The 19,581-nt window shown below is 36.5% G+C and carries 16 protein-coding genes and 2 tRNA genes; 10 read left to right on the forward strand and 8 right to left on the reverse strand.

Annotated features, from left to right (window positions below):
* Positions 1–23 precede the first annotated feature (23 nt).
* Together ACSHWW_RS03940 and ACSHWW_RS03945 are read right to left on the reverse strand one after the other, a co-directional pair.
* Positions 24–509: a hypothetical protein gene (locus ACSHWW_RS03940; protein ID WP_435681114.1), complete on the reverse strand. Its 486-nt coding sequence runs from the start codon at positions 507–509 to the stop codon at positions 24–26.
* Between the two features lie 39 nt (positions 510–548).
* Complete coding sequence (locus ACSHWW_RS03945) at positions 549–1,682, reverse strand: DegT/DnrJ/EryC1/StrS family aminotransferase (RefSeq protein WP_435681115.1); 1,134 nt, start codon at positions 1,680–1,682, stop codon at positions 549–551.
* Between the two features lie 117 nt (positions 1,683–1,799).
* On the opposite strand from ACSHWW_RS03945, the gene ACSHWW_RS03950 reads away from it, so the two are divergent.
* The 3 genes from ACSHWW_RS03950 to ACSHWW_RS03960 all read left to right on the forward strand — a co-directional run bounded on the left by ACSHWW_RS03950 (position 1,800) and on the right by ACSHWW_RS03960 (position 4,458).
* Positions 1,800–3,086: a 3-deoxy-D-manno-octulosonic acid transferase gene (locus tag ACSHWW_RS03950; protein WP_435681116.1), complete on the forward strand. Its 1,287-nt coding sequence runs from the start codon at positions 1,800–1,802 to the stop codon at positions 3,084–3,086.
* Positions 3,064–4,035 (forward strand): carboxypeptidase-like regulatory domain-containing protein, encoded by a 972-nt coding sequence (locus ACSHWW_RS03955; protein ID WP_435681117.1) that lies wholly within the window; start codon positions 3,064–3,066, stop codon positions 4,033–4,035. Before ACSHWW_RS03950 ends, ACSHWW_RS03955 begins: the two co-directional genes overlap by 23 nt.
* A 198-nt stretch (positions 4,036–4,233) precedes the next feature.
* Complete coding sequence (locus ACSHWW_RS03960) at positions 4,234–4,458, forward strand: hypothetical protein (protein WP_435681118.1); 225 nt, start codon at positions 4,234–4,236, stop codon at positions 4,456–4,458.
* A gap of 33 nt (positions 4,459–4,491) precedes the next feature.
* Here the strand turns inward: ACSHWW_RS03960 and ACSHWW_RS03965 are convergent, their stop codons facing one another.
* Positions 4,492–5,265: a LexA family transcriptional regulator gene (locus ACSHWW_RS03965; protein ID WP_435681119.1), complete on the reverse strand. Its 774-nt coding sequence runs from the start codon at positions 5,263–5,265 to the stop codon at positions 4,492–4,494.
* A gap of 132 nt (positions 5,266–5,397) precedes the next feature.
* Here ACSHWW_RS03965 and ACSHWW_RS03970 point away from each other — a divergent pair, with 132 nt between their 5' ends.
* The 7 genes from ACSHWW_RS03970 to ACSHWW_RS04000 all read left to right on the forward strand — a co-directional run bounded on the left by ACSHWW_RS03970 (position 5,398) and on the right by ACSHWW_RS04000 (position 13,868).
* On the forward strand, positions 5,398–6,225 hold the full coding sequence (locus ACSHWW_RS03970; RefSeq protein WP_435681120.1) for an SOS response-associated peptidase: 828 nt from the start codon (positions 5,398–5,400) through the stop codon (positions 6,223–6,225).
* Between the two features lie 10 nt (positions 6,226–6,235).
* The gene (locus ACSHWW_RS03975) at positions 6,236–6,517 is read left to right on the forward strand and encodes a hypothetical protein (protein WP_435681121.1); all 282 of its coding nucleotides are present in this window, start codon (positions 6,236–6,238) and stop codon (positions 6,515–6,517) included.
* 94 nt (positions 6,518–6,611) lie between these two features.
* The gene (gene dinB, locus ACSHWW_RS03980) at positions 6,612–7,829 is read left to right on the forward strand and encodes a DNA polymerase IV (RefSeq protein ID WP_435681122.1); all 1,218 of its coding nucleotides are present in this window, start codon (positions 6,612–6,614) and stop codon (positions 7,827–7,829) included.
* A 140-nt stretch (positions 7,830–7,969) separates the two neighbouring features.
* The gene (locus tag ACSHWW_RS03985) at positions 7,970–11,089 is read left to right on the forward strand and encodes a DNA polymerase III subunit alpha (protein WP_435681123.1); all 3,120 of its coding nucleotides are present in this window, start codon (positions 7,970–7,972) and stop codon (positions 11,087–11,089) included.
* 113 nt (positions 11,090–11,202) lie between these two features.
* Positions 11,203–12,465 carry a putative DNA modification/repair radical SAM protein gene (locus tag ACSHWW_RS03990; RefSeq protein WP_435681319.1) on the forward strand — a complete coding sequence of 421 codons (1,263 nt, stop codon included), beginning with the start codon at positions 11,203–11,205 and terminating at the stop codon, positions 12,463–12,465.
* Entirely contained in the window at positions 12,462–13,262 is an 801-nt protein-coding gene (locus ACSHWW_RS03995) for a TIGR03915 family putative DNA repair protein (protein WP_435681124.1), read from the forward strand. The genes ACSHWW_RS03990 and ACSHWW_RS03995 overlap by 4 nt, the downstream gene beginning before the upstream one ends.
* A gap of 159 nt (positions 13,263–13,421) precedes the next feature.
* Complete coding sequence (locus ACSHWW_RS04000) at positions 13,422–13,868, forward strand: hypothetical protein (protein WP_435681125.1); 447 nt, start codon at positions 13,422–13,424, stop codon at positions 13,866–13,868.
* Positions 13,869–14,153: 285 nt separating this feature from the next.
* Here ACSHWW_RS04000 and ACSHWW_RS04005 read toward each other — a convergent pair.
* The 5 genes from ACSHWW_RS04005 to ACSHWW_RS04025 all read right to left on the reverse strand — a co-directional run bounded on the left by ACSHWW_RS04005 (position 14,154) and on the right by ACSHWW_RS04025 (position 19,429).
* A tRNA-Leu gene (locus ACSHWW_RS04005) sits at positions 14,154–14,239 on the reverse strand.
* A 33-nt stretch (positions 14,240–14,272) separates the two neighbouring features.
* Positions 14,273–14,344: transfer RNA gene (locus ACSHWW_RS04010), tRNA-Gly, on the reverse strand.
* A gap of 86 nt (positions 14,345–14,430) precedes the next feature.
* Positions 14,431–17,034 (reverse strand): DNA mismatch repair protein MutS, encoded by a 2,604-nt coding sequence (mutS, locus tag ACSHWW_RS04015; protein WP_435681126.1) that lies wholly within the window; start codon positions 17,032–17,034, stop codon positions 14,431–14,433.
* A gap of 176 nt (positions 17,035–17,210) precedes the next feature.
* On the reverse strand, positions 17,211–18,386 hold the full coding sequence (locus ACSHWW_RS04020) for a vWA domain-containing protein (RefSeq protein ID WP_435681127.1): 1,176 nt from the start codon (positions 18,384–18,386) through the stop codon (positions 17,211–17,213).
* A gap of 11 nt (positions 18,387–18,397) precedes the next feature.
* A complete protein-coding gene (locus ACSHWW_RS04025) occupies positions 18,398–19,429 on the reverse strand; it encodes an SIMPL domain-containing protein (protein ID WP_435681128.1) in 1,032 nt (343 codons plus the stop codon).
* Between the last annotated feature and the right edge of the window lie 152 nt (positions 19,430–19,581).

The following is a 19,581-nucleotide window of genomic DNA, read 5'->3' on the forward strand; positions in this document are numbered from 1 at the left end:
CAATTATGGGACCTAAAAAAGAATTAAATTTTCTTTGTAATCCAGTTTGTGATTTTATCAATTCTCAAAATGAAGATTAAAGCTAATACAAATCTTAACAGATACGGCATTATCTCAAAGTCAGAAGCAGAAGAGCTCCAATTGTCAAGAATAGTTTTAATGAATGAATAGAAGAATTCAATCGCTTGAGGAAGTAAATATATCGACTGAGCTATCCATATCACACTGGTAGTTAAGAGAATGATTTTAGTGAGTGATTTAGAATTTAAATCAATTGTTATCGTATCATTTTTTTTAATCAGCCTCGCAGCAATCCATTCTGCCTTTATTATTAGGAATAAGGAAACAATAATATTTACAATTAACAGGAAAACGTTTGATACATAGTATTTATCAAATGGCACTCTTAATAAATCACTCATCGCATCAATTGCAGCTACAGACCATATTGAGAACACATGCACTGCAAAATGATCAAAAATCTTAGTGAAAAGAAAGATTCCTGCCATTCTTAAAACAATGACTAATAGACTGCGATGCGTCATCCTTTATCGATTCACAAACTCTAAAATAGTATCTGTAATAAACTTTATTTGCTCATCGTCCAGCTCTGTGTGCATAGGTAACGAGATGCATTCCTTCACGAGCTGGTTAGTTACTTTAAAGTCGTCTTCATTGTATCGCTCGTCTGCATATGCTTTTTGAAGATGTAAAGGAATCGGGTAGTAAACACCGCATGGGATATCGTTTGCCTGTAAGTGCTTTACGAGTTCATCGCGGTTTGCGTCTTTAATCACTAGTGTGTATTGATGAAACACGTGACAATCACAACTATCACAAACTAGTGGTGTGATGATTTTTTCATTACTAGCAAAAGCGGCTGTATATTTTCTAGCAGCATCTCTACGAGCATTATTATAAGCATCTAAATGCGGTAATTTTGCTCTTAAAATGGTTGCTTGCATGGAATCCAGACGTGAATTCACACCTACAACATCGTGGTGATAACGTTCATACATTCCGTGATTTACAACTCCTCTAATTGTATGAGCGAGTTCATCATCATTTGTGAAAATAGCTCCACCATCACCATAACATCCTAAGTTCTTAGATGGAAAAAATGAAGTCGTTCCTACGTGACCTATGGTTCCTGTTTTAGCTTTTGCACCATTGCTGTGCATATAATTAGAACCTATTCCTTGAGCATTATCTTCTATTACAAACAAATCATGCTCCTTTGCGATTGCCATGATTTCATCCATGTTTGCTGCCAGTCCAAACAGATGCACCGGTACAATGGCTTTAGTTTTAGGAGTAATAGCTTTTCTTATCGCTTCAGTATCAATATTAAAATCAAATGGATTCACATCTACTAGCACTGGAGTCAAGTTCAATAAGGCGATAACTTCAACGGTTGCGGCAAAAGTAAAATCGGCTGTGATGACTTCATCTCCTGGTTGTAATCCTAAACCCATCATTGCGATTTGCAATGCGTCAGTTCCATTTGCACATGGAATCACATGTTTAACACCTAAATAGTCTTCTAACTCTTTTTGAAAAGAATGAACCTCAGGACCGTTTATAAACGCCGTAGATTCTATAACGCTCATCACGCCGCTATTAACTTGGTCTTTTATTTTCTCGTACTGACCTTTAAGGTCAACCATCTGAATTTTACGCATTTGGGAAAAGTATTTGTGACATCGCTCCTATTGCGATGATTATTGTAAAAATACATAATAAAGAGTGCAATGCCCAACCATAATTTTTTATCCTATTTTTGATTAAAACCTACTGGATTGAAATTACTATACAATTGTCTTACTACTTGTGTTCAAGCCACGTTACCCGTTGCCGGTGTTTTTAATAAAAAACTGAAGCTAGGTGCGCAAGGTCGTGCGCGAACCTGGGATATTCTTGATCAAAACGTTAAGAAAACAGTTCCTAAAATATGGGTGCACGCTGCTAGTTTAGGTGAATTTGAGCAAGTGGTTCCTATTCTTGAACAATTGAATAGAGATGCGTATCAAGTCATCTTAACATTCTTCTCGCCAAGTGGTTATGAGAATAAAAAGAATACAGTTCTAGCAGATACCGTTTGTTATCTTCCCATAGATACGGCCGCAAATGCATCAAAATTTATGGAGATTGTAAATCCATCGCTAGCGATTATGGTCAAGTATGAATTTTGGCCTAATTACTTGAACGAGTTACAAAAGCGAGATGTAAAAACCATACTGGTGAGTGGTATCTTCAGGAAGAGTTCTACTTTTAATTCATGGTACGGCAGCTGGATGAAAAAATATCTCAATGCCATTGATCATTTCTTTTTACAAAATGAAGATTCTTATAGACATCTAGGTGATTTAGGATTTAATAATTCCAGTGTTAGCGGCGATACTAGATTTGACCGAGCAAGCCAACTCATAGAAAGAGATAACCAGCTCGATTTCTTAGAGCATTTTATTGATAATAAAAAGTGCCTCGTTGTAGGCAGCAGCTGGCCCGAAGATATTCTTGTATTACAAGAGTGGCTGCGCGAAAATTATGAATCTGGAGATTGTAAAATTGTTATTGCACCGCATGAAGTAGAAACTGATAAAATTAATGCTCTTGTAAAACAACTCGATGACGAACCTATATTGTGGTCATCACTCAAGCGCAATCATAAAACACTAACACCTAAAAGTATTGCCATACTGGAGCAAAACAACACTTTAATTATTGATACTATAGGATTGCTGACTAAAGTTTACAGCTATGCAACCATTGCTTATGTAGGTGGCGCAATGGGAAACAGCGGTCTTCATAATATTCTTGAAGCTGCCACTTATGGCGTTCCAGTAATCATAGGTAAGAATTATGAAAAATTCCCTGAAGCTGGAAAACTAGAAGACTTAGGTGGTTTGTTCTCAGTCGCAACGCCAGGAGACTTTATGGAAATTATGGATCAACTGCTTACAGATCATCATTTATGTGAGAAAACTGGAATGATTTGTGGACACTGGATTAATAGCAATACTGGCGCGACTCGTGAAGTCTTGCATTATTTAAAACAAATAGATGAAAAACTGGTTATTTCTTAGCATATTATTAGTTGGTGTTTTGGCATTAGGCCAGGATATCTCCATTAAAGATACTGCTACAAAAAAAGGCGTTCCCTTTGCTACGATTAGCTTTGGAGATGGAAAAGGCACCTTTGCAGATGATGATGGTGTGTTCCGCTTTTCGCGAAAGCTATATAAAGACGTAGATTCACTACACATATCATCTATCGGGTATCAAGATCTGAGCGTGGCAGCTAGCTCGCTGGGATCAGAAATTTTATTATCACAAGAAGCTGACGAGCTAGAAGCTGTGATGCTAAGCGCAGAATTAAACGGAAAGTTTAAAAATAAAAAACAAAAGCCTGTTGCACACGATAATTATTTCAACTGCTGGTTACCTACCGTAGAATCTGAAATTGCTGTGCGGTTCGATAGAATAGACCATCAACCTACTCGTATTTCTCAACTTCAATTTCCTATTGTTAAAGAAGAAAGTCAAGTAAGTAAAAAGGGCAAATTGCGTGCTTTTTCTACCATGATACGTGTTATGTTTTATGACGTAGAAAATGGCAAACCAGCTTACCGTTCTTTTTATCCCAGCATGACATATGTGATTACTGAAAAATCTGATGATGTTATAGAACTCGATATAGACCATTTGAATATCAATATTCCTAAAAATGGAATTTTTGCGGCGATCCAAATCCTAGGTTATACAACACCAGATGGAAAATTGATTAAAGCTAAAAAATATCGTGAGATTGAAACGGTGCGTGGATTGCGCAAAGTATCTACAACCTACAGGCCTTTATTACCGTTTACTGATGAGATTGAAGGAAAGCAAACATGGGTACGTCGCATTTTTTATAATAATAAGGAATGGGTGCTGTTTGATCTAGAATACAATCCTAACTCATCATTAGTACGCAGTGGCCATGATAATTATGGAATAGGCGCAGAGTTTAAGGTATTCTATAAGAAAGATTAATTCTTTGAAATTCAATATATTTTCTCTGAAAACCATTAGATTTTGTAGAATGTTACTTCAAATAACATACGGACAGCTACTCCGATTTTGCTAAAACACTAATTTCTTTAATTAACTTTAAGATAATTTATGAAATTCATAAGATAACAGGTTTTTACATTTTAATACATTTACACTTTAACTAAATCAACCATTATTATGAAAAAAATTGTTTTAAGTGCTGCAATATTATTATTAACTGCAACTGCATTAACTTCTTGTAGAGAGACAGAAACTAAAACTATCATCAAAGAAGTAGAAACAGAAACTAAAGAGACTACTGAAGAGGCAGAAGGTATGTTAGAGCGTGCTGCAAAGAAAGTTGATAAGGAAATCAACGAGGAAATTAATGAAGAAATTGAAAAAATAGGTGACGATAACTAATCGTTCTTAAAATGTCATTTAATAAAGGAACCTTTATGAGGTTCCTTTTTTTATGCTCTGTATTTCTTGTCTCAGATTATCAAGCCCTTGTTTCAAAGAAATCATGGCTTCTTCACCTTCATGAACATCTAGGTCAAAACTCAATTTAGAATTTACTTCCCATAACTCTTTTATGTCTGCAATGGATTGTTCGATAACTGGATAATCTCTATTTAGAGAAATTAAGTTTACTTGATTCTCAATTTCAGATTTACGTAGTTTTTTAACCACGACAGTATCTGCAGTAACTACCACATGAATGCGATTATCATTTGCCTGTCGTACACTTTCTACTGCTTTTCCCATGACCCATTCTGCCGGTTGTAACACGGGCAACATACTATCACCTCGCACTTGAAAGGCTCTATAACTTCCTTCTTTATATTGCGGTAACGGTATATTAAAGGCAGGCAACTCTTGATACCAGTCAGTATCTAATACATTACTCGCATATCCAGCGCTCGCTTTTATGGGAACCATAATCATGTTTTCACGCTCGCTAGTATCCATAGTGATAATTTTAGGAGCGGTACTTCCTGTAGTTTCAAGATTCTTATTATAACTGTTTCCATATAACCATAAAGGATTGATATGAAACTGACGCAGGAGCTCGGTCACAATCTTACCGGTAATTTTCTTTTTACCACGTTCAATATCTGCAGTAGTACTTCCTGCATCGAGCAGTTCAGCAAACTCAGATTGGGTCTTTCCTAACTCTTCTCGTATTTGTTTGAAGCGTTTTGCTTCTATAGATATCTCTTGTGCCATAAGACAAATATAGACCTTTTAGGAATAATTCCAATTTTAACATAGGATTATTTCCTAGTTATTGGAATTATTCCATATATTTGAAACGTAAAACGGAACGATTCTTGGAATAATTCCATAAAACAAATTATTATGTGTGGAAGAGCAACTATAATTACGCATCAAGAAGAACTAGAAAAACGCTTTAATGCTGTTTTTAAAAATAATGTTCAATTACCAGAGAATGTAAACATATCTGCTGGTGACAAGATTCCTGTAATAACAAGTGAAGCACCAGGTGAAATTCAATTATTCACTTACGGTTTTACACCTCACTGGGCACACAAGCAAACTTATATGCTTAATGCTCGTTGTGAAGGCAGCCTTAATATAGATAACGACATAAATTATAAAGGACCGCTGGGCATATATAATAAACCCATGTTCCGTCAAGCAATTAAATCACAACGTTGTTTAATTCTAGTGGACGCTTTTATAGAAGGACCTAAGCAAGAGAAACTAAATAAACCTTACTTAGTTTATCCTAATCGTGATCGTGGACCATTTGCCATCGCAGGAATCTATGACACATGGCAACATCCACTTACTGGAGAAATTCATCATACTGTTGCGATGGTTACCACTACCGCAAACCGATTAATAAGCCGTATAGGTCATCATAGATCTCCTGTTGTTTTAAGTAAAGAAGATGAGCAACGATGGATTCAACCTGACTTGAGTACTACAGAGATTTCTAAACTCATGAAGCCTTTTGAATCTAAAGGATTCAATGCTTATCCTATATCTCAAAAAATTAAAAAACCAGATGCTAACGGACTGGAGTTATTAAAACCTACTGGTGAGAAACTCTTCAAAGATTATGACCGTTGTCTTTATGAACGCCTTAAGTATGCAGAGGACCATTCTTTTACTATAAGAGAAGAACGACTTGTAGAAGGAGACCAATTCATTTTATTTTAAAAAAGCTGTTATGAACATAGAACTCATAAAAACGGAATTGATACAGGAAGTGGACCAGCTTTTTCAAAAAGAGCATAACAAGTCACTTCAAAAAAGAATCGAGAAAAAGATAAAATCATGGAAAGAACAAATCACAGAAACTGAAGAGTTAATTGAGCGCGTGAACTGTACACTCCAGCATATTTTACAAAGGCATGGTATCACTTTTAAACATCAATTAGAAAAAGAAGGTTTTACACATTACATAGAACCTACAATTCATCAACTGGTATTGCGAAACATGAAAGATTAGTCAGCACTATCTTTTCATTCATTTCACGACCTCACAAGAATTTTCTTAGTGAGGTTTTTTAACCGCCTAACTCAAGGAATCGAGAAAATAAATTATGAGTCAAAAACAAATCATGCATCTGGATCTCGATACTTTTTACGTTTCTGTAGAAAGGAAAATCGACTCACGTCTTAGAGGTAGACCCATACTTGTAGGTGGCACGAGCGATCGTGGTGTGGTAGCAGCTTGTAGTTATGAGACTCGTGGTTTTGGCGTTCACAGTGGTATGTCTATGAAACTTGCCAGACAGCTTTGCCCAGAAGCTATAGTTATAAGAGGTAATGCCGGCACTTATTCAAAGCATTCTGACGAAGTAACTGAAATAATTAAAGAAAAATCACCACTCTTTGAGAAATCTAGCATCGATGAGTTTTATGCAGACCTCACTGGAATGGATCGATTTTATGGTTGTTACAAGTTTGCAACTGAAATGAGACGCAAGATTATAGAAGAAACAGGATTACCTATTTCTTTTGGCTTATCAGTGAATAAAGTGGTTTCAAAAATAGCAACAGGAGAAGCAAAACCTAACAATCAACTACTTATAGATCATGGACAGGAAAAAATGTTTCTCGCACCACTTTCAATTAAAAAAATTCCGCAGGTGGGCGATAAGACCTATCAAACCTTAAGGCATTTAGGAATTAAAAAAATTCATACCCTACAAGAAATGCCTCAAGAAATGATGATTAATGTACTGGGTAAAAACGGCTCTTTAATCTGGCAACGTGCGCAAGGTTTAGATAACAGACCAGTAATTGCTTTTAACGAGCGTAAATCAATTTCTACAGAGCGCACATTTGATAAGGATACTATAGATATTAAAAAGTTAAAATCTATCCTCATTGCAATGACTGAGAATCTAGCATTTCAATTGAGACGTGGTAATAAATTAACAGCTTGTATAAGTGTAAAAATACGTTACTCAGATTTTAATACTTACAACAAGCAAATGCGTATTCCTTATTGCAGTGCAGACCATATTTTGATTCCGCATATTCTTGAATTATTTGATAAGCTTTTCCAGCGTCGTCTATTGATACGATTAATAGGAATCAGGTTTTCACATATCGTGAGCGGTAATTACCAGATCAATCTATTTGACGATAGTGAGCAAGCCATTAATTTATATAAAGCACTAGATAAAATGAGAGAGAAATATGGAGATAGAACAGTCATGAGAGCTGCCGGAATGGAAGCTAGAACCATAGGTAGAATGCAAAACCCTTTTAACGGTTTACCGCCAGTGGTACTAGCACACCGTAAGCAGTAGGCTAAATTTTAAAATTCTGAAATAGGAAACACTATAAAACATGATAATTCATAGGTACAGACTTAAGTCCGCACCTATGAATTGGAAAACTCACAACTTGTCCCGAAGATTTTCGGGAAACTCAAAGACTCAAAGACCGCGTGTATTTAAACAACCACACATACTACTCTTTACGATACGGCACTTATGACGAGAAAGACCTATTGCTTCTAGCGCAACAAAATGGCCTGAAAACAATAGTTCTTACAGACATTAATAATACCAGCGCATGTCTCAATTTTATCAGGCTTTGCACAAAACATCAACTTCATGGAATAGTAGGTATTGATTTTAGGAACGAGCACCAGCAACTCTATGTGGGAATCGCTAGAAATAATCAAGGTTTTCAGGAATTAAACGAGTTTTTATCACATCATTTAGAGCATAAAATCCCTTTACCTAAACGTGCTCCTGCATTTGATAATGCTTTTATCATCTATCCATTAGAACAAGTAATGAAGATGGAGTTATCTCGCTTTCGCGAAAGCGAATTCATAGGAATCTCTACTGCTACTTTAAGAAAACTACCTTTTACTGATTATGCGAGAATGAAGGATAAGCTTGTCGTTCTTCAAACAACAACATTTAGGAATAAAAAAGATTTTAATGCTCATAGACTATTGCGATGCATAGATCTTAACATTCTTTTGAGTCAGTTACCAGAATCTCAGCAAGGCAGTACAGAACATCAAATGATTCCGGTTCAAGAACTAGAAAAAGCTTTTGAAGAATATCCACATATCATCGAGAATACAAAAAAACTCCTTGCGCAATGTTCAATTAATTTCAATTTTGAGAACGCACAACTCAATGAGAATCAACGTGTATTTACTACAAATGAAGATGCCGATTTTAAAGAATTAACGAGACTCGCTTATGATGGAATCGAGCATCGCTACTCAGAAACGGAAGATAAAAAAGATGTCATTGCCCGTATAGAGAAAGAGCTAGGCATCGTAAAGAAAAAAGGGTTTGTCGCTTATTTTCTAATCAATTGGGAGATATGCCGTTATGCTCGTGAATGCGGTTACTTTTATGTAGGTCGCGGTAGTGGTGCTAACAGTATTCTTGCCTACTTACTAAGAATTACAGAGGTAGATCCTATCGATTTAGACTTATACTTTGAGCGGTTTATTAACGATTATAGAACGAGTCCGCCAGATTTTGATATTGATTTTTCATGGGATGATCGAGAAGATATTACAAGATTTATTTTTGAACGGTTTGATAATGTTGCCTTGCTCGCCACCTATAATACGTTTCAAATACGCGCAGTTATGCGTGAGTTGGGTAAAGTCTTTGGACTTCCTAAAGAAGAGATTGATAAATTAACCAGCAACTCATTACATGAGCATGATCGAGATCAAATGCACAATCTCGTCATCAAATACAGCAAGCTCATACACGGCATGCCCAACTATACCAGTATTCACGCTGGTGGAATACTCATTACTGATAAATCCATTCATTACTATAGCGCAACAAGTTTACCGCCTAAAGGTTATCCTACAGTGCAGTTTGACATGCACATTGCTGAAGATGCTGGGATTCACAAATTTGATATTCTCGCACAGCGTGGACTAGGAAAAATACGTGATGCTATTGAGATTGTAAAATACAATCAGCCAGGTGCGCACATTATGGACGTTCATAACGACGTGAAGAAATTCATGAAAGATGAAAGCATCAATAAAATGATCTCACAGGCTAAATGCATTGGTTGTTTCTATATAGAGTCACCTGCTATGAGAATGTTGTTGAGCAAACTCGCCACTAATGACTACATAGGACTAGTCGCAGCAAGCTCTGTCATACGTCCTGGCGTGGCACAAAGTGGTATGATGCGTGAATTTATACTACGCACACGATATCCTGAGAAACGTAAAGAAGCACATCCTATAATGAATAGAATTATGCCTGAGACCTATGGCATTATGGTCTATCAAGAAGATGTGATTAAGGTCGCCCACAATTATGCAAAACTAGATTTAGGTGAGGCAGACGTGCTACGACGTGGAATGAGCGGTAAATATCGCTCGCGAGAAGAATTTCAAAAAGTAGAAGATAATTACTTTAACAACTGTCTCAAGGAAGGTTACGATCCAGCAGAATCCCGTGAGATATGGAATCAGATTAAGAGTTTTGCTGGTTACGCTTTTGCAAAAGGTCACTCTGCATCATACGCTGTGGAAAGTTACCAGAGTTTGTATTTAAAAAGATATTTCCCGCTAGAATACATGACTGCGACACTTAACAATGGTGGCGGTTTTTACAAACCAGAGCTTTACGTTCATGAAGCTAGAATGTGTGGCGGCATTATAGAAGCGCCGTGTATCAACAACAGTGATATTGCTACTATTATAAAGGATACAACTATCTATATAGCGTTGAGTTATTTAAAAGAACTGGAACGTCGTACTATTTTAAGAATCATAGAGGAACGTGATAATAACGGATTTTTCAAGTCACTAGAAGACTTTATTAATCGTGTATCCATCAGTATCGAGCAACTTTCTATTTTAATACGCATTAATGCCTTTAGATTTACAAATACCGATCGGTATGAGCTCTTGTGGCAAGCACATTATAAGCTGGATAAAACACCAAAGAAAGTATTTCAAAGCAAACTGTTTGTTCCTAAACACAAGCACGTGGAAATACCAAGACTTTCTACTACGCCTGAAGAACTAGCATTTGAGCAGTTTGAATTATTAGGCTTTCCACTTTGTTCTCATTTTGACTTATTAAGCGAGCCGCCTAGAAATAAATTGGGTCGCAAAGAAATGATGCAGTATCACAACAAAATGATTCTCATCTATGGCTATGTAGTAAATATAAAAACCACAACTACGGCAAAAGGAAAACGCATGCAATTTGGAACTTTTCTAGATCACAGAGGTGAGTTTTTTGACACAGTTATGTTTCCTCCTGTGGCTGCTAGAATACGCTTTCGCGGAAGCGGTATTTACATCATCTATGGTAAAGTAGTAGAAGAATTTGACTTCTACTCTATCGAGGTTCACAACATGAAAAAAGCAGATTACATTCAAGATCCTAGATATGCAGAGGAGAATCCGCAGACGATACAACGACTCGATAAACAAGCCAGTTTGCGTGATCGCCGTATGGGAAACGGAAACGGTCGCCGTAATCCAGAATTATCCATAGAGAAAGGAACTATTCATCAAAAAGGTGGTGGAAGGAAATCGAGCAAGCCATAACAAGTATTGAAGTAATGCTAGCTATTCCGTCCTGCGACGGCATGACAAGTAAAACACTGAATTAAGTTCAGTTAATAATTTAAAAAAGAGCCCACATGCGCGGGCAGTTGTATATGAACTACGAGAGAATAAAAGAAAAACTTGAAATACTGGCCGATGCTGCAAAATACGACGTGAGTTGTAGCAGTAGCGGTAGTAAACGAGCTAACAAGAATAAAGGACTGGGAGATTCCAGTGGAATGGGAATATGCCATAGTTATACAGAAGATGGCCGCTGTGTGTCATTGCTCAAAATCTTGCTGACTAACGTGTGCATTTTTGACTGTGCCTATTGCGTGACCAGAAAGTCTAACGATATCAAACGTGCTGCTTTTACTGTGCAGGAAGTCGTGGACTTAACCATTAATTTTTACAGGCGTAATTACATTGAAGGATTATTTTTAAGTTCAGGGATTTTTAAAAGTCCCGATGCTACTATGGAGCGATTGATACGAGTAGCAAAAAAATTGCGTCTCGAAGAAAATTTCAATGGCTACATTCATTTAAAATCTATTCCTGGAGCTAGTGATGAGTTGATGCAAGAAGCAGGATTATATGCTGACCGCTTATCAGTAAATATTGAAATACCTACTAAGGCAGGATTGAAACTTCTCGCACCAGATAAAGATCATAAAGACTTTATCCAGCCTATGAAAGCGGTTCAAAAATCGATTCATATTTATAAATCAGAAAAGAAACTGATTAAAAGCACACCTATTTATGCACCAGCAGGTCAGAGTACACAAATGATCGTGGGCGCCACAGGAGAAAGTGATCGTGACATCATGTATAGCGCTAACTTCTTCTATAATAAATTTGAAATGAAACGTGTCTATTACTCCGGTTATATTCCGGTAGCCGATGATTCTAGACTACCAGCCATAGGAACTGAAGTACCCATGATGCGAGAAAATCGATTATATCAGACAGATTGGTTGTTACGTTTTTATGGATTTGACGTGCGTGAAATTCTAAATGATACACATCAAAACCTAGATATGGACATAGATCCAAAGTTATCTTGGGCACTGCGCAATCTTGACCAATTTCCTATAGATATCAATCGAGCAGACAAACTCATGCTTGCCAGAGTTCCTGGCATAGGTATGAAATCAGTAGGGAAAATACTGAGTGCAAGGCGTTTCAGAAAATTGAATTGGGAACATTTGAAAGCAATTGGAATTTCTATGAATCGATCTAAATATTTCATTATTTGTGATTCCAAAGAATTTGAATCTAGAGATTTAACTGGTTCTAAAATCAAGAACTTGATAATGATTAATTCAACCAGCAAATACCATAAAAACTTTAATAATCAATTAAATCTATTTGCATGACAGTAACACTTCTATACGATGGTAGTTTCAATGGATTAATGACTGCAATTTATACCATATATGACCATAAAATAAAGGCACCTATAATTGCTAAGTCTTCCCATGGTCAAAAAGACCTTTTCGGTAGCACAATAGAAATTATTACTGATGTAGATAAAGGACAACGAGTATGGAACAAGTTTACTGCATTATGTAAAAAAGTAGATTCAAGACAAATTTATAAGTCTTTTTTAAGTGAGATTATAGGTATAGAAAATACGATTTATGAATATCTAAGAATCACATTTGCAACTAGGAAAGCACCGAGTGGAGATTTTGGAAATTCAACAGTTTTAAAAATTGCACAAGCCGCAAAAATGGTAGGTCGTGAAAAACATCGCATGGAAGCATTTGTTAGATTTCACCTCATAGAAGATGACATCTACTATGCAAACATAGAACCTGATTTTAACGTGCTGCCACTCATTTCTAATCATTTTAAAAAGCGCTACGCAGACCAGAAATGGGTAATTTATGATCTCAATCGTAATTATGGAATCAGCTATGATTTACTGACGGTTCAAGAAGTGACCATTGAATTTAATGAACCACGTGGACAACGAGGCATCACAAATACTACTATTGATGAGATAGAAGGAGTTGCTGTTAGTTCTCGCTTTCGCGAAAGCGAGATCAACTACAAAGATTTATGGAATCAATATTTTAAAAGTACTAATATCGAGTCGCGCAAAAACATGAAACTTCATTTACAACATGTTCCAAAAAGATATTGGAAGTACTTGAGTGAGAAGAAATAACATCTATACGGTTTTGGCACTAGGCAAAATCTGCGATATTTTACTCATAATAGATAAAATGACACAATTTATCGAATGTTAACGAATTAATAAGAATAGTAAAACAAATTTGACTAAAAAAACTACATTTGTTATATAATTTATTAAATCTACCTCAAAATGAAAAAATTATTTATTGGAGCAATGGCTCTTTCTCTTATGTTCGCTGTAGGATGTAGAGAAGTTGAAAAAGGAATGGAAGACGCTGCTGACGGTGTTGAAAACGCTGCTGACGCTGCAGGAGATGCTGCTGGCGACGCTTTAGATGCTGCTGGTGATGCAGTTGAAGGTGCTCAAGACGGTCTTGAAGAAGCTGGAGATGCTCTAGAAAATGCTGCAGATAATGCAACAGGTGCTGCAAAAGAAGGACTAGAAAATGCAAAAGAAGGTCTTGAAGATGCTGGTGATGCTCTTGAAAATGCGGCAGACGATGTTAAAGATGCTGCAGGTAAAATGAAAGATGACGCTAAAAAAGCTGCTAATGACGCAGTTGATAAAGCTAGCGATGCTACAAAAGAAGCTGCTGATAAGGCAAGTGCTGCTGGAAAGAAAATGATGGGTAACTAATCCATTTAAATCTTTAAAGAATTTAAAAACCGCCCAATGGGCGGTTTTTTTATGTCATAGATTTAGAATTCAATATATAGATCCTACTTATAAAAAGCATATTGTTACTTATACGCTCGCTGAAACTTTCTTAAATGAAAAAGAGGCTACCTATTTCTAGATAACCTCTTAGTACTCGAGACGGGCACCGCATCAAGTGCGGCAGTAAACACTACGTCCCTTTATTTCGTTGCTAAGATTACTATAAATGAAAAAGAGGCTACCTATTTCTAGATAACCTCTTAGTACTCGAGACGGGACTTGAACCCGTACGGGCATTACTACCCATTGGATTTTAAGTCCAACGTGTCTACCAATTCCACCACTCGAGCTTGGTAGTAAAGAAGCCATTTTTAACTTCTTTGAGCGAAAGACGGGATTTGAACCCGCGACCTCCACCTTGGCAAGGTGATGCTCTACCCCTGAGCTACTTTCGCAATTCGCTCTTTTTCAATTACGGATTGCAAATTTAACAACTTTCCGTTATCCGCAAAGCGTTTCAATTAAAATTATCACTTATTAATTATTTTCCTTGCAACATTTTTTTTATTTCATTCAATTTCATCAAGGCTTCAACTGGAGTAAGTGTGTTGATATCCACCATAAGAATCTCTTCCTTAATGTTTTGCAATAAAGGATCGTCTAAATTAAAGAAACTTAACTGCATTTCCTCTTCCTGAGTATCCTGTAAAACTTTTTTAGAATCTTCTTGCTGATGAGACTTTTCCAGTCGTTTTAAAATTTTATTGGCCTTTTTAATAACTTGTTGTGGCATTCCTGCCATTTTTGCCACATGAATTCCAAAGCTGTGATGACTTCCTCCAGGAATCAATTTGCGCATAAAAAGCACTTTATCTTTCAACTCCTTTACCTCAACATTATAATTCTTAATACGATTGAAGAGTTCTGTCATCTCATTTAATTCATGATAATGCGTTGCAAATAAAGTTTTAGGCTGATAAGGATGCTCGTGTAAATACTCTGTGATTGCCCACGCAATTGAAATTCCATCATAAGTACTGGTTCCTCTTCCTATTTCATCCAGTAATACTAGACTGCTTTTACTGATGTTATTCAATATACTTGCACTCTCATTCATCTCAGTCATGAAAGTAGATTCGCCTTGTGAAATATTATCGCTCGCTCCTACTCTAGTAAAAATCTTATCGACGATTCCCATTTGAACCTTGGTCGCTGGAACAAAACTTCCCATTTGAGCAAGCAGAACTATAAGTGCCGTTTGTCTCAAAATAGCCGACTTACCACTCATGTTTGGACCAGTTATCATAATGATTTGCTGTTGTTCTCTATCTAAAGTAACATCGTTAGGTATATAAGGTCGGTCTGCAGGAAGCATTTTTTCAATAACTGGATGACGTCCTCCTTTAATATCAAGGGCATCTCCATCTAGTAATTCTGGTCTAGTGTAATTACTAGCCACGGCATGTGCTGCAAAAGATATTAAACAATCCAACTGCCCTATGAGCTGAGAATTATTCTGAATGGCTTTTATATATGGTGTGATTTCTTGAATCACTTTATCAAAAAGTTCTTGTTGCAACGCATTAATACGTTCCTCTGCACCTAGAATTTTTGATTCATATTCTTTAAGTTCCTCAGTAATATAACGCTCTGCATTTACTAAAGTTTGTTTTCTGATCCATTCTTCGGGAACCTTATCTTTATGTGTATTTCTTACTTCTATGTAATATCCAAAGACGTTATTACTGGCTATTTTCAAACTTGTAATACCAGTTTCTTCAGTATGTCTTGCGAGCATTTTATCTAAGCAGTCCTTACCACTATTTGCAAGACCTCTTAACTCATCTAGTTCTGAATTATAACCTGCTGCGATAGTTCTACCTTTAAGAATATTAACTGGCGCCTCTTCATCTACAGACTCTTTAATGAACTGAATCAAATGTGTGCAAGCATTTAAGTTTTCTCCGAGCACTTGTAATGCCTTATTTTCAGACTTTTCGGCTTGTTCTTTTACAGGAATAATGGCCTCAAGACTATTTTTGAGTTGTACCACTTCCCGTGGGCATATTTTCCCGACGGCAACTTTAGAAACTAAACGTTCTAAATCGCTCATGCGTTTAAACTCTAGCTTGATTGCATTTAGAATCTCCGGTGACTGTGTGAAAAACTCGACAATATCATGTCGTTTCTCAATTTGCTCTTTATTCTTTAATGGAAACGCCAGCCATCTTTTCAACATGCGACCACCCATGGCAGTTGCCGTTTGATCGATGACATCTATTAAAGTAACAGCTCCAGCACTGAGTGCTTGATATAATTCAAGATTACGCACAGTGAATCGATCCATCCAGACATAATCCTCGTCTGCTATTCTGGAAATTCCTGCAATATGACCTACTTTATCGTGCTGTGTTTCTTCTAGATAATGTAATATAGCTCCAGCAGCGGTAATGGATTCTTCTAGTTTTTCAATCCCGAATCCTTTTAATGAATTCACTTTAAAGTGTTTCAATAATGATTCACGTGCAAAATCGATTTGAAATACCCAATCTTCTAAAAAGAAGTAAGGTAAGTCATAAGGGAAATCTTCTTTTAAAGCTGTTTTATCCTTACGATTAATAAGAACTTCACTTGGATTAAAGTTTTGAAGTAATTTATCGATTTCTTCACGAGAACCTTGACTCACCAAAAACTCTCCAGTAGAAATATCTAAAAACGATACTCCATAAACATTGCGATTAACCGTTAAAGAAGCTAGAAAATTATTGCTCTTAGATTGCAATACTTCGTCATTTAAAGCAACTCCAGGCGTAATTAATTCTGTAACACCTCTTTTTACAATCGTTTTAGTCTGTTTAGGATCTTCTAACTGATCACAAATAGCAACACGCTCACCAGCTTTTACTAGTTTAGGTAAATAAGTATTCATCGAGTGATGTGGAAAACCAGCAAGTTCTATCGCATCACCACCGTTATTCCTACTCGTCAAGACTATATTTAGAATACGTGCTGTTTTAATAGCATCTTCTCCAAAGGTTTCATAAAAATCTCCAACGCGAAAAAGCAACAACGCATCAGGATATTTAGTTTTTATCCTGTTGTATTGTTGCATTAATGGAGTGACTTTCTTAGCCTTTGCTGCCAAATCGTATTCTTAAAAGTGAATCTCAAAAATACGATTCTGTTACCGCTTGCTACCCCAAAACAAACAGCTTTTTTCAACAGCTTTTTGTAGCCTATTCCTGAAAATAAGAAATAGTAGGCGTCTCCTTTAAATTCTTTTAATCACGCTTTCGCGAAAGCGTAATCAAATCAATTATATTACTTCCAAGTGTAATTCTTAGCTACCGCTTTCTTTTTTACCGCATTTACCATAGCGCTTTCTAGTTCATTTTCTCCAGCTCCTTGTTCCTTAATATAAACTTCTCTTTGTTCATTAAGTTGTAAGATGGACTTTTGAACTTTTGCTCGCTCTTCCTTTTTGGCCAAAGTAATTTGTTTGATTTCCTCAACACTTTTTTCCTTTAATTCAGGTGAAAGCGTTTTCTTATTTGCCACGATTAAATCTTCAAGCATTTCTTCATCATCTGCAGCGTCTATTAAATCCCAGCTGGCATTATTATAAACACTTTTAGATTTTACAACGCTACGATTCACGTTTGCTGCAATAGAAACGCTTTCTAACTCGGCATCATTAGACATTTGTTGTGAACTTTTAAAAGAACCTTGACTTCCATAAGCGACATAAGTAGTATTTAATTGAGTGTTTAAATCTAGAATTTGCTGATCATACGGTGTAGAAACGTAGTGTGTTGCTTGATTTTGATTGATAACGGTATATTCTCCTTTTCCCATTAAAGCACCATCTTTCCATTTCAAAGAGATACCAGATTGCAGATCTCCACAAAAAATAGTGTTTACTGTTATATCCTTTTGCGCTGCTTCACCCATTGCAAAATCTGCTGAGGTTTTTCCTTGAAGAAAAGATTCATTTCCAGCAATAAAAATCATTTTCAAATCTTGATTACCATCACGCCATTCAAGATGATTAGTCGCATGACTTATAACAGCACCACAATACTCATCACCACCTTTTGTGTTTAGTGCAAATAATTCTTTACTGATGTTATCTAGGTCTGTAGAAAAAGGCACCACTTGTCTCAAATAATTATCTTGTTGTGCAAGTGAAGAATTTCCATACTCGTACAAAGCGATTTCAAGATTTGCCTGTACTTCATTACAATGTGCGTAAGACATTTTGTTAATGAGATTCCACAATTGTGTTTTGGCTTGGTCTATTAATCCATCCATACTATTACTCGTGTCGAGTAATAAGGCAATTTGTATAGTGGCTGGTTTAGCTGGAGCAACAGGTTTAGGATTGACTATTGCCATCTCAGGACTATTTTCTTCAACGACTGATTTATTATTTTCTCCTTTACATGAGATAAAAGAAATCAATAGACTTGCGAGTACTATACTTTTAAACGTTTTCATAAGAATTGTTTTTAAGAATTAGGTAATTGTTTGATATCGATTGGGCCATTAGGCGACACGACGTACACTTTAGGCTTAGGTTCTTTCACTGGTGCTACTGGTGCTGCTGGTTCTTTAGGCTTAGGAACATATCTTAACGTCAGGTTCATTCCTAGTTGAATCACTGGTTTAGTAATCGCAGCGTTTACCACAATGTCGTATCCTGCATGAGGAATAGGATCATAGTAATAAGAGATCGGTTTTTTAATACGTGTCACGCCTTTCTTTTGTTTTAAAGCGTCCATACTTATATTGTTTGCGGCCACATAACTTTTATAATGATCTTTAGGCATGTGGTAATACTTAGCATCGGCCATGTGGACGTCATAGGTTTGCATATCAAAACCGAGTGCCGTGTAGTATTCTTTCTTCTTCTTTACCTCAGCTAGTAACTTGGTTTGTAAATCGGCATAAATTGCTTCAAGGTTCTTTACGTAGTAATCTACTTTAACAAGATTATAAACCTCTGCACTGGCACAAGCCGATAGAATTTTTTCAAAATCTGCATCATCACGGTAAGAAATCAACAGGTTTTGCTGGAGCTCAAAGCCTACGGGAACTTCAGTATAAGTTTTACTGAACAGCTTTTTTGTGACCTCAATCTCATATTGTGGCACAAAGGATATCATATCAATCGCAAACTGACCATTAAAACCCTTTGCTCTCAGTGCTGCTTTAATCGCATTAATTTTATCACTCATCAGCTGTGTGGTCTCGTCTGCCGTTTCTCCTACTTGATTGATATTAAAAACCGCTGTATAATCTGTTGCCTCTACATTATAAAGACTACGCAGGTTCAAGGTGAGAATATTTGAAGGTTGTAACTGCACATGGCCAAAAGATGCTGGCCTATAATTCATAACCTTAGCATTTCCCATATCTGCAGTAGCGATATTTGCTCTCGAGATTTCCATTTGAGAGGCCTGGTTATTAAAATTCCCTAGATGCTGTGCATTTAAACTGAGCGCAGTAAGGAATAAAAAAGTGGTGGTGATGATTTTCATTTCGTTAGATTTTTTATCAAAACTACTGGGATAGTACAATGAGAAATATCTTAAATGAGTGAATGACCTATATGATTGAGTGAATGGGATGTTCTGTTGAGTACGCTTTTGCAAAAGCGTATAAAACCAACCCTAAACCGCTCATAAACGGC

The sequence above is a fragment of the Nonlabens sp. genome, assembly GCF_051251825.1.
Taxonomy (GTDB): Bacteria; Bacteroidota; Bacteroidia; order Flavobacteriales; family Flavobacteriaceae; genus Nonlabens.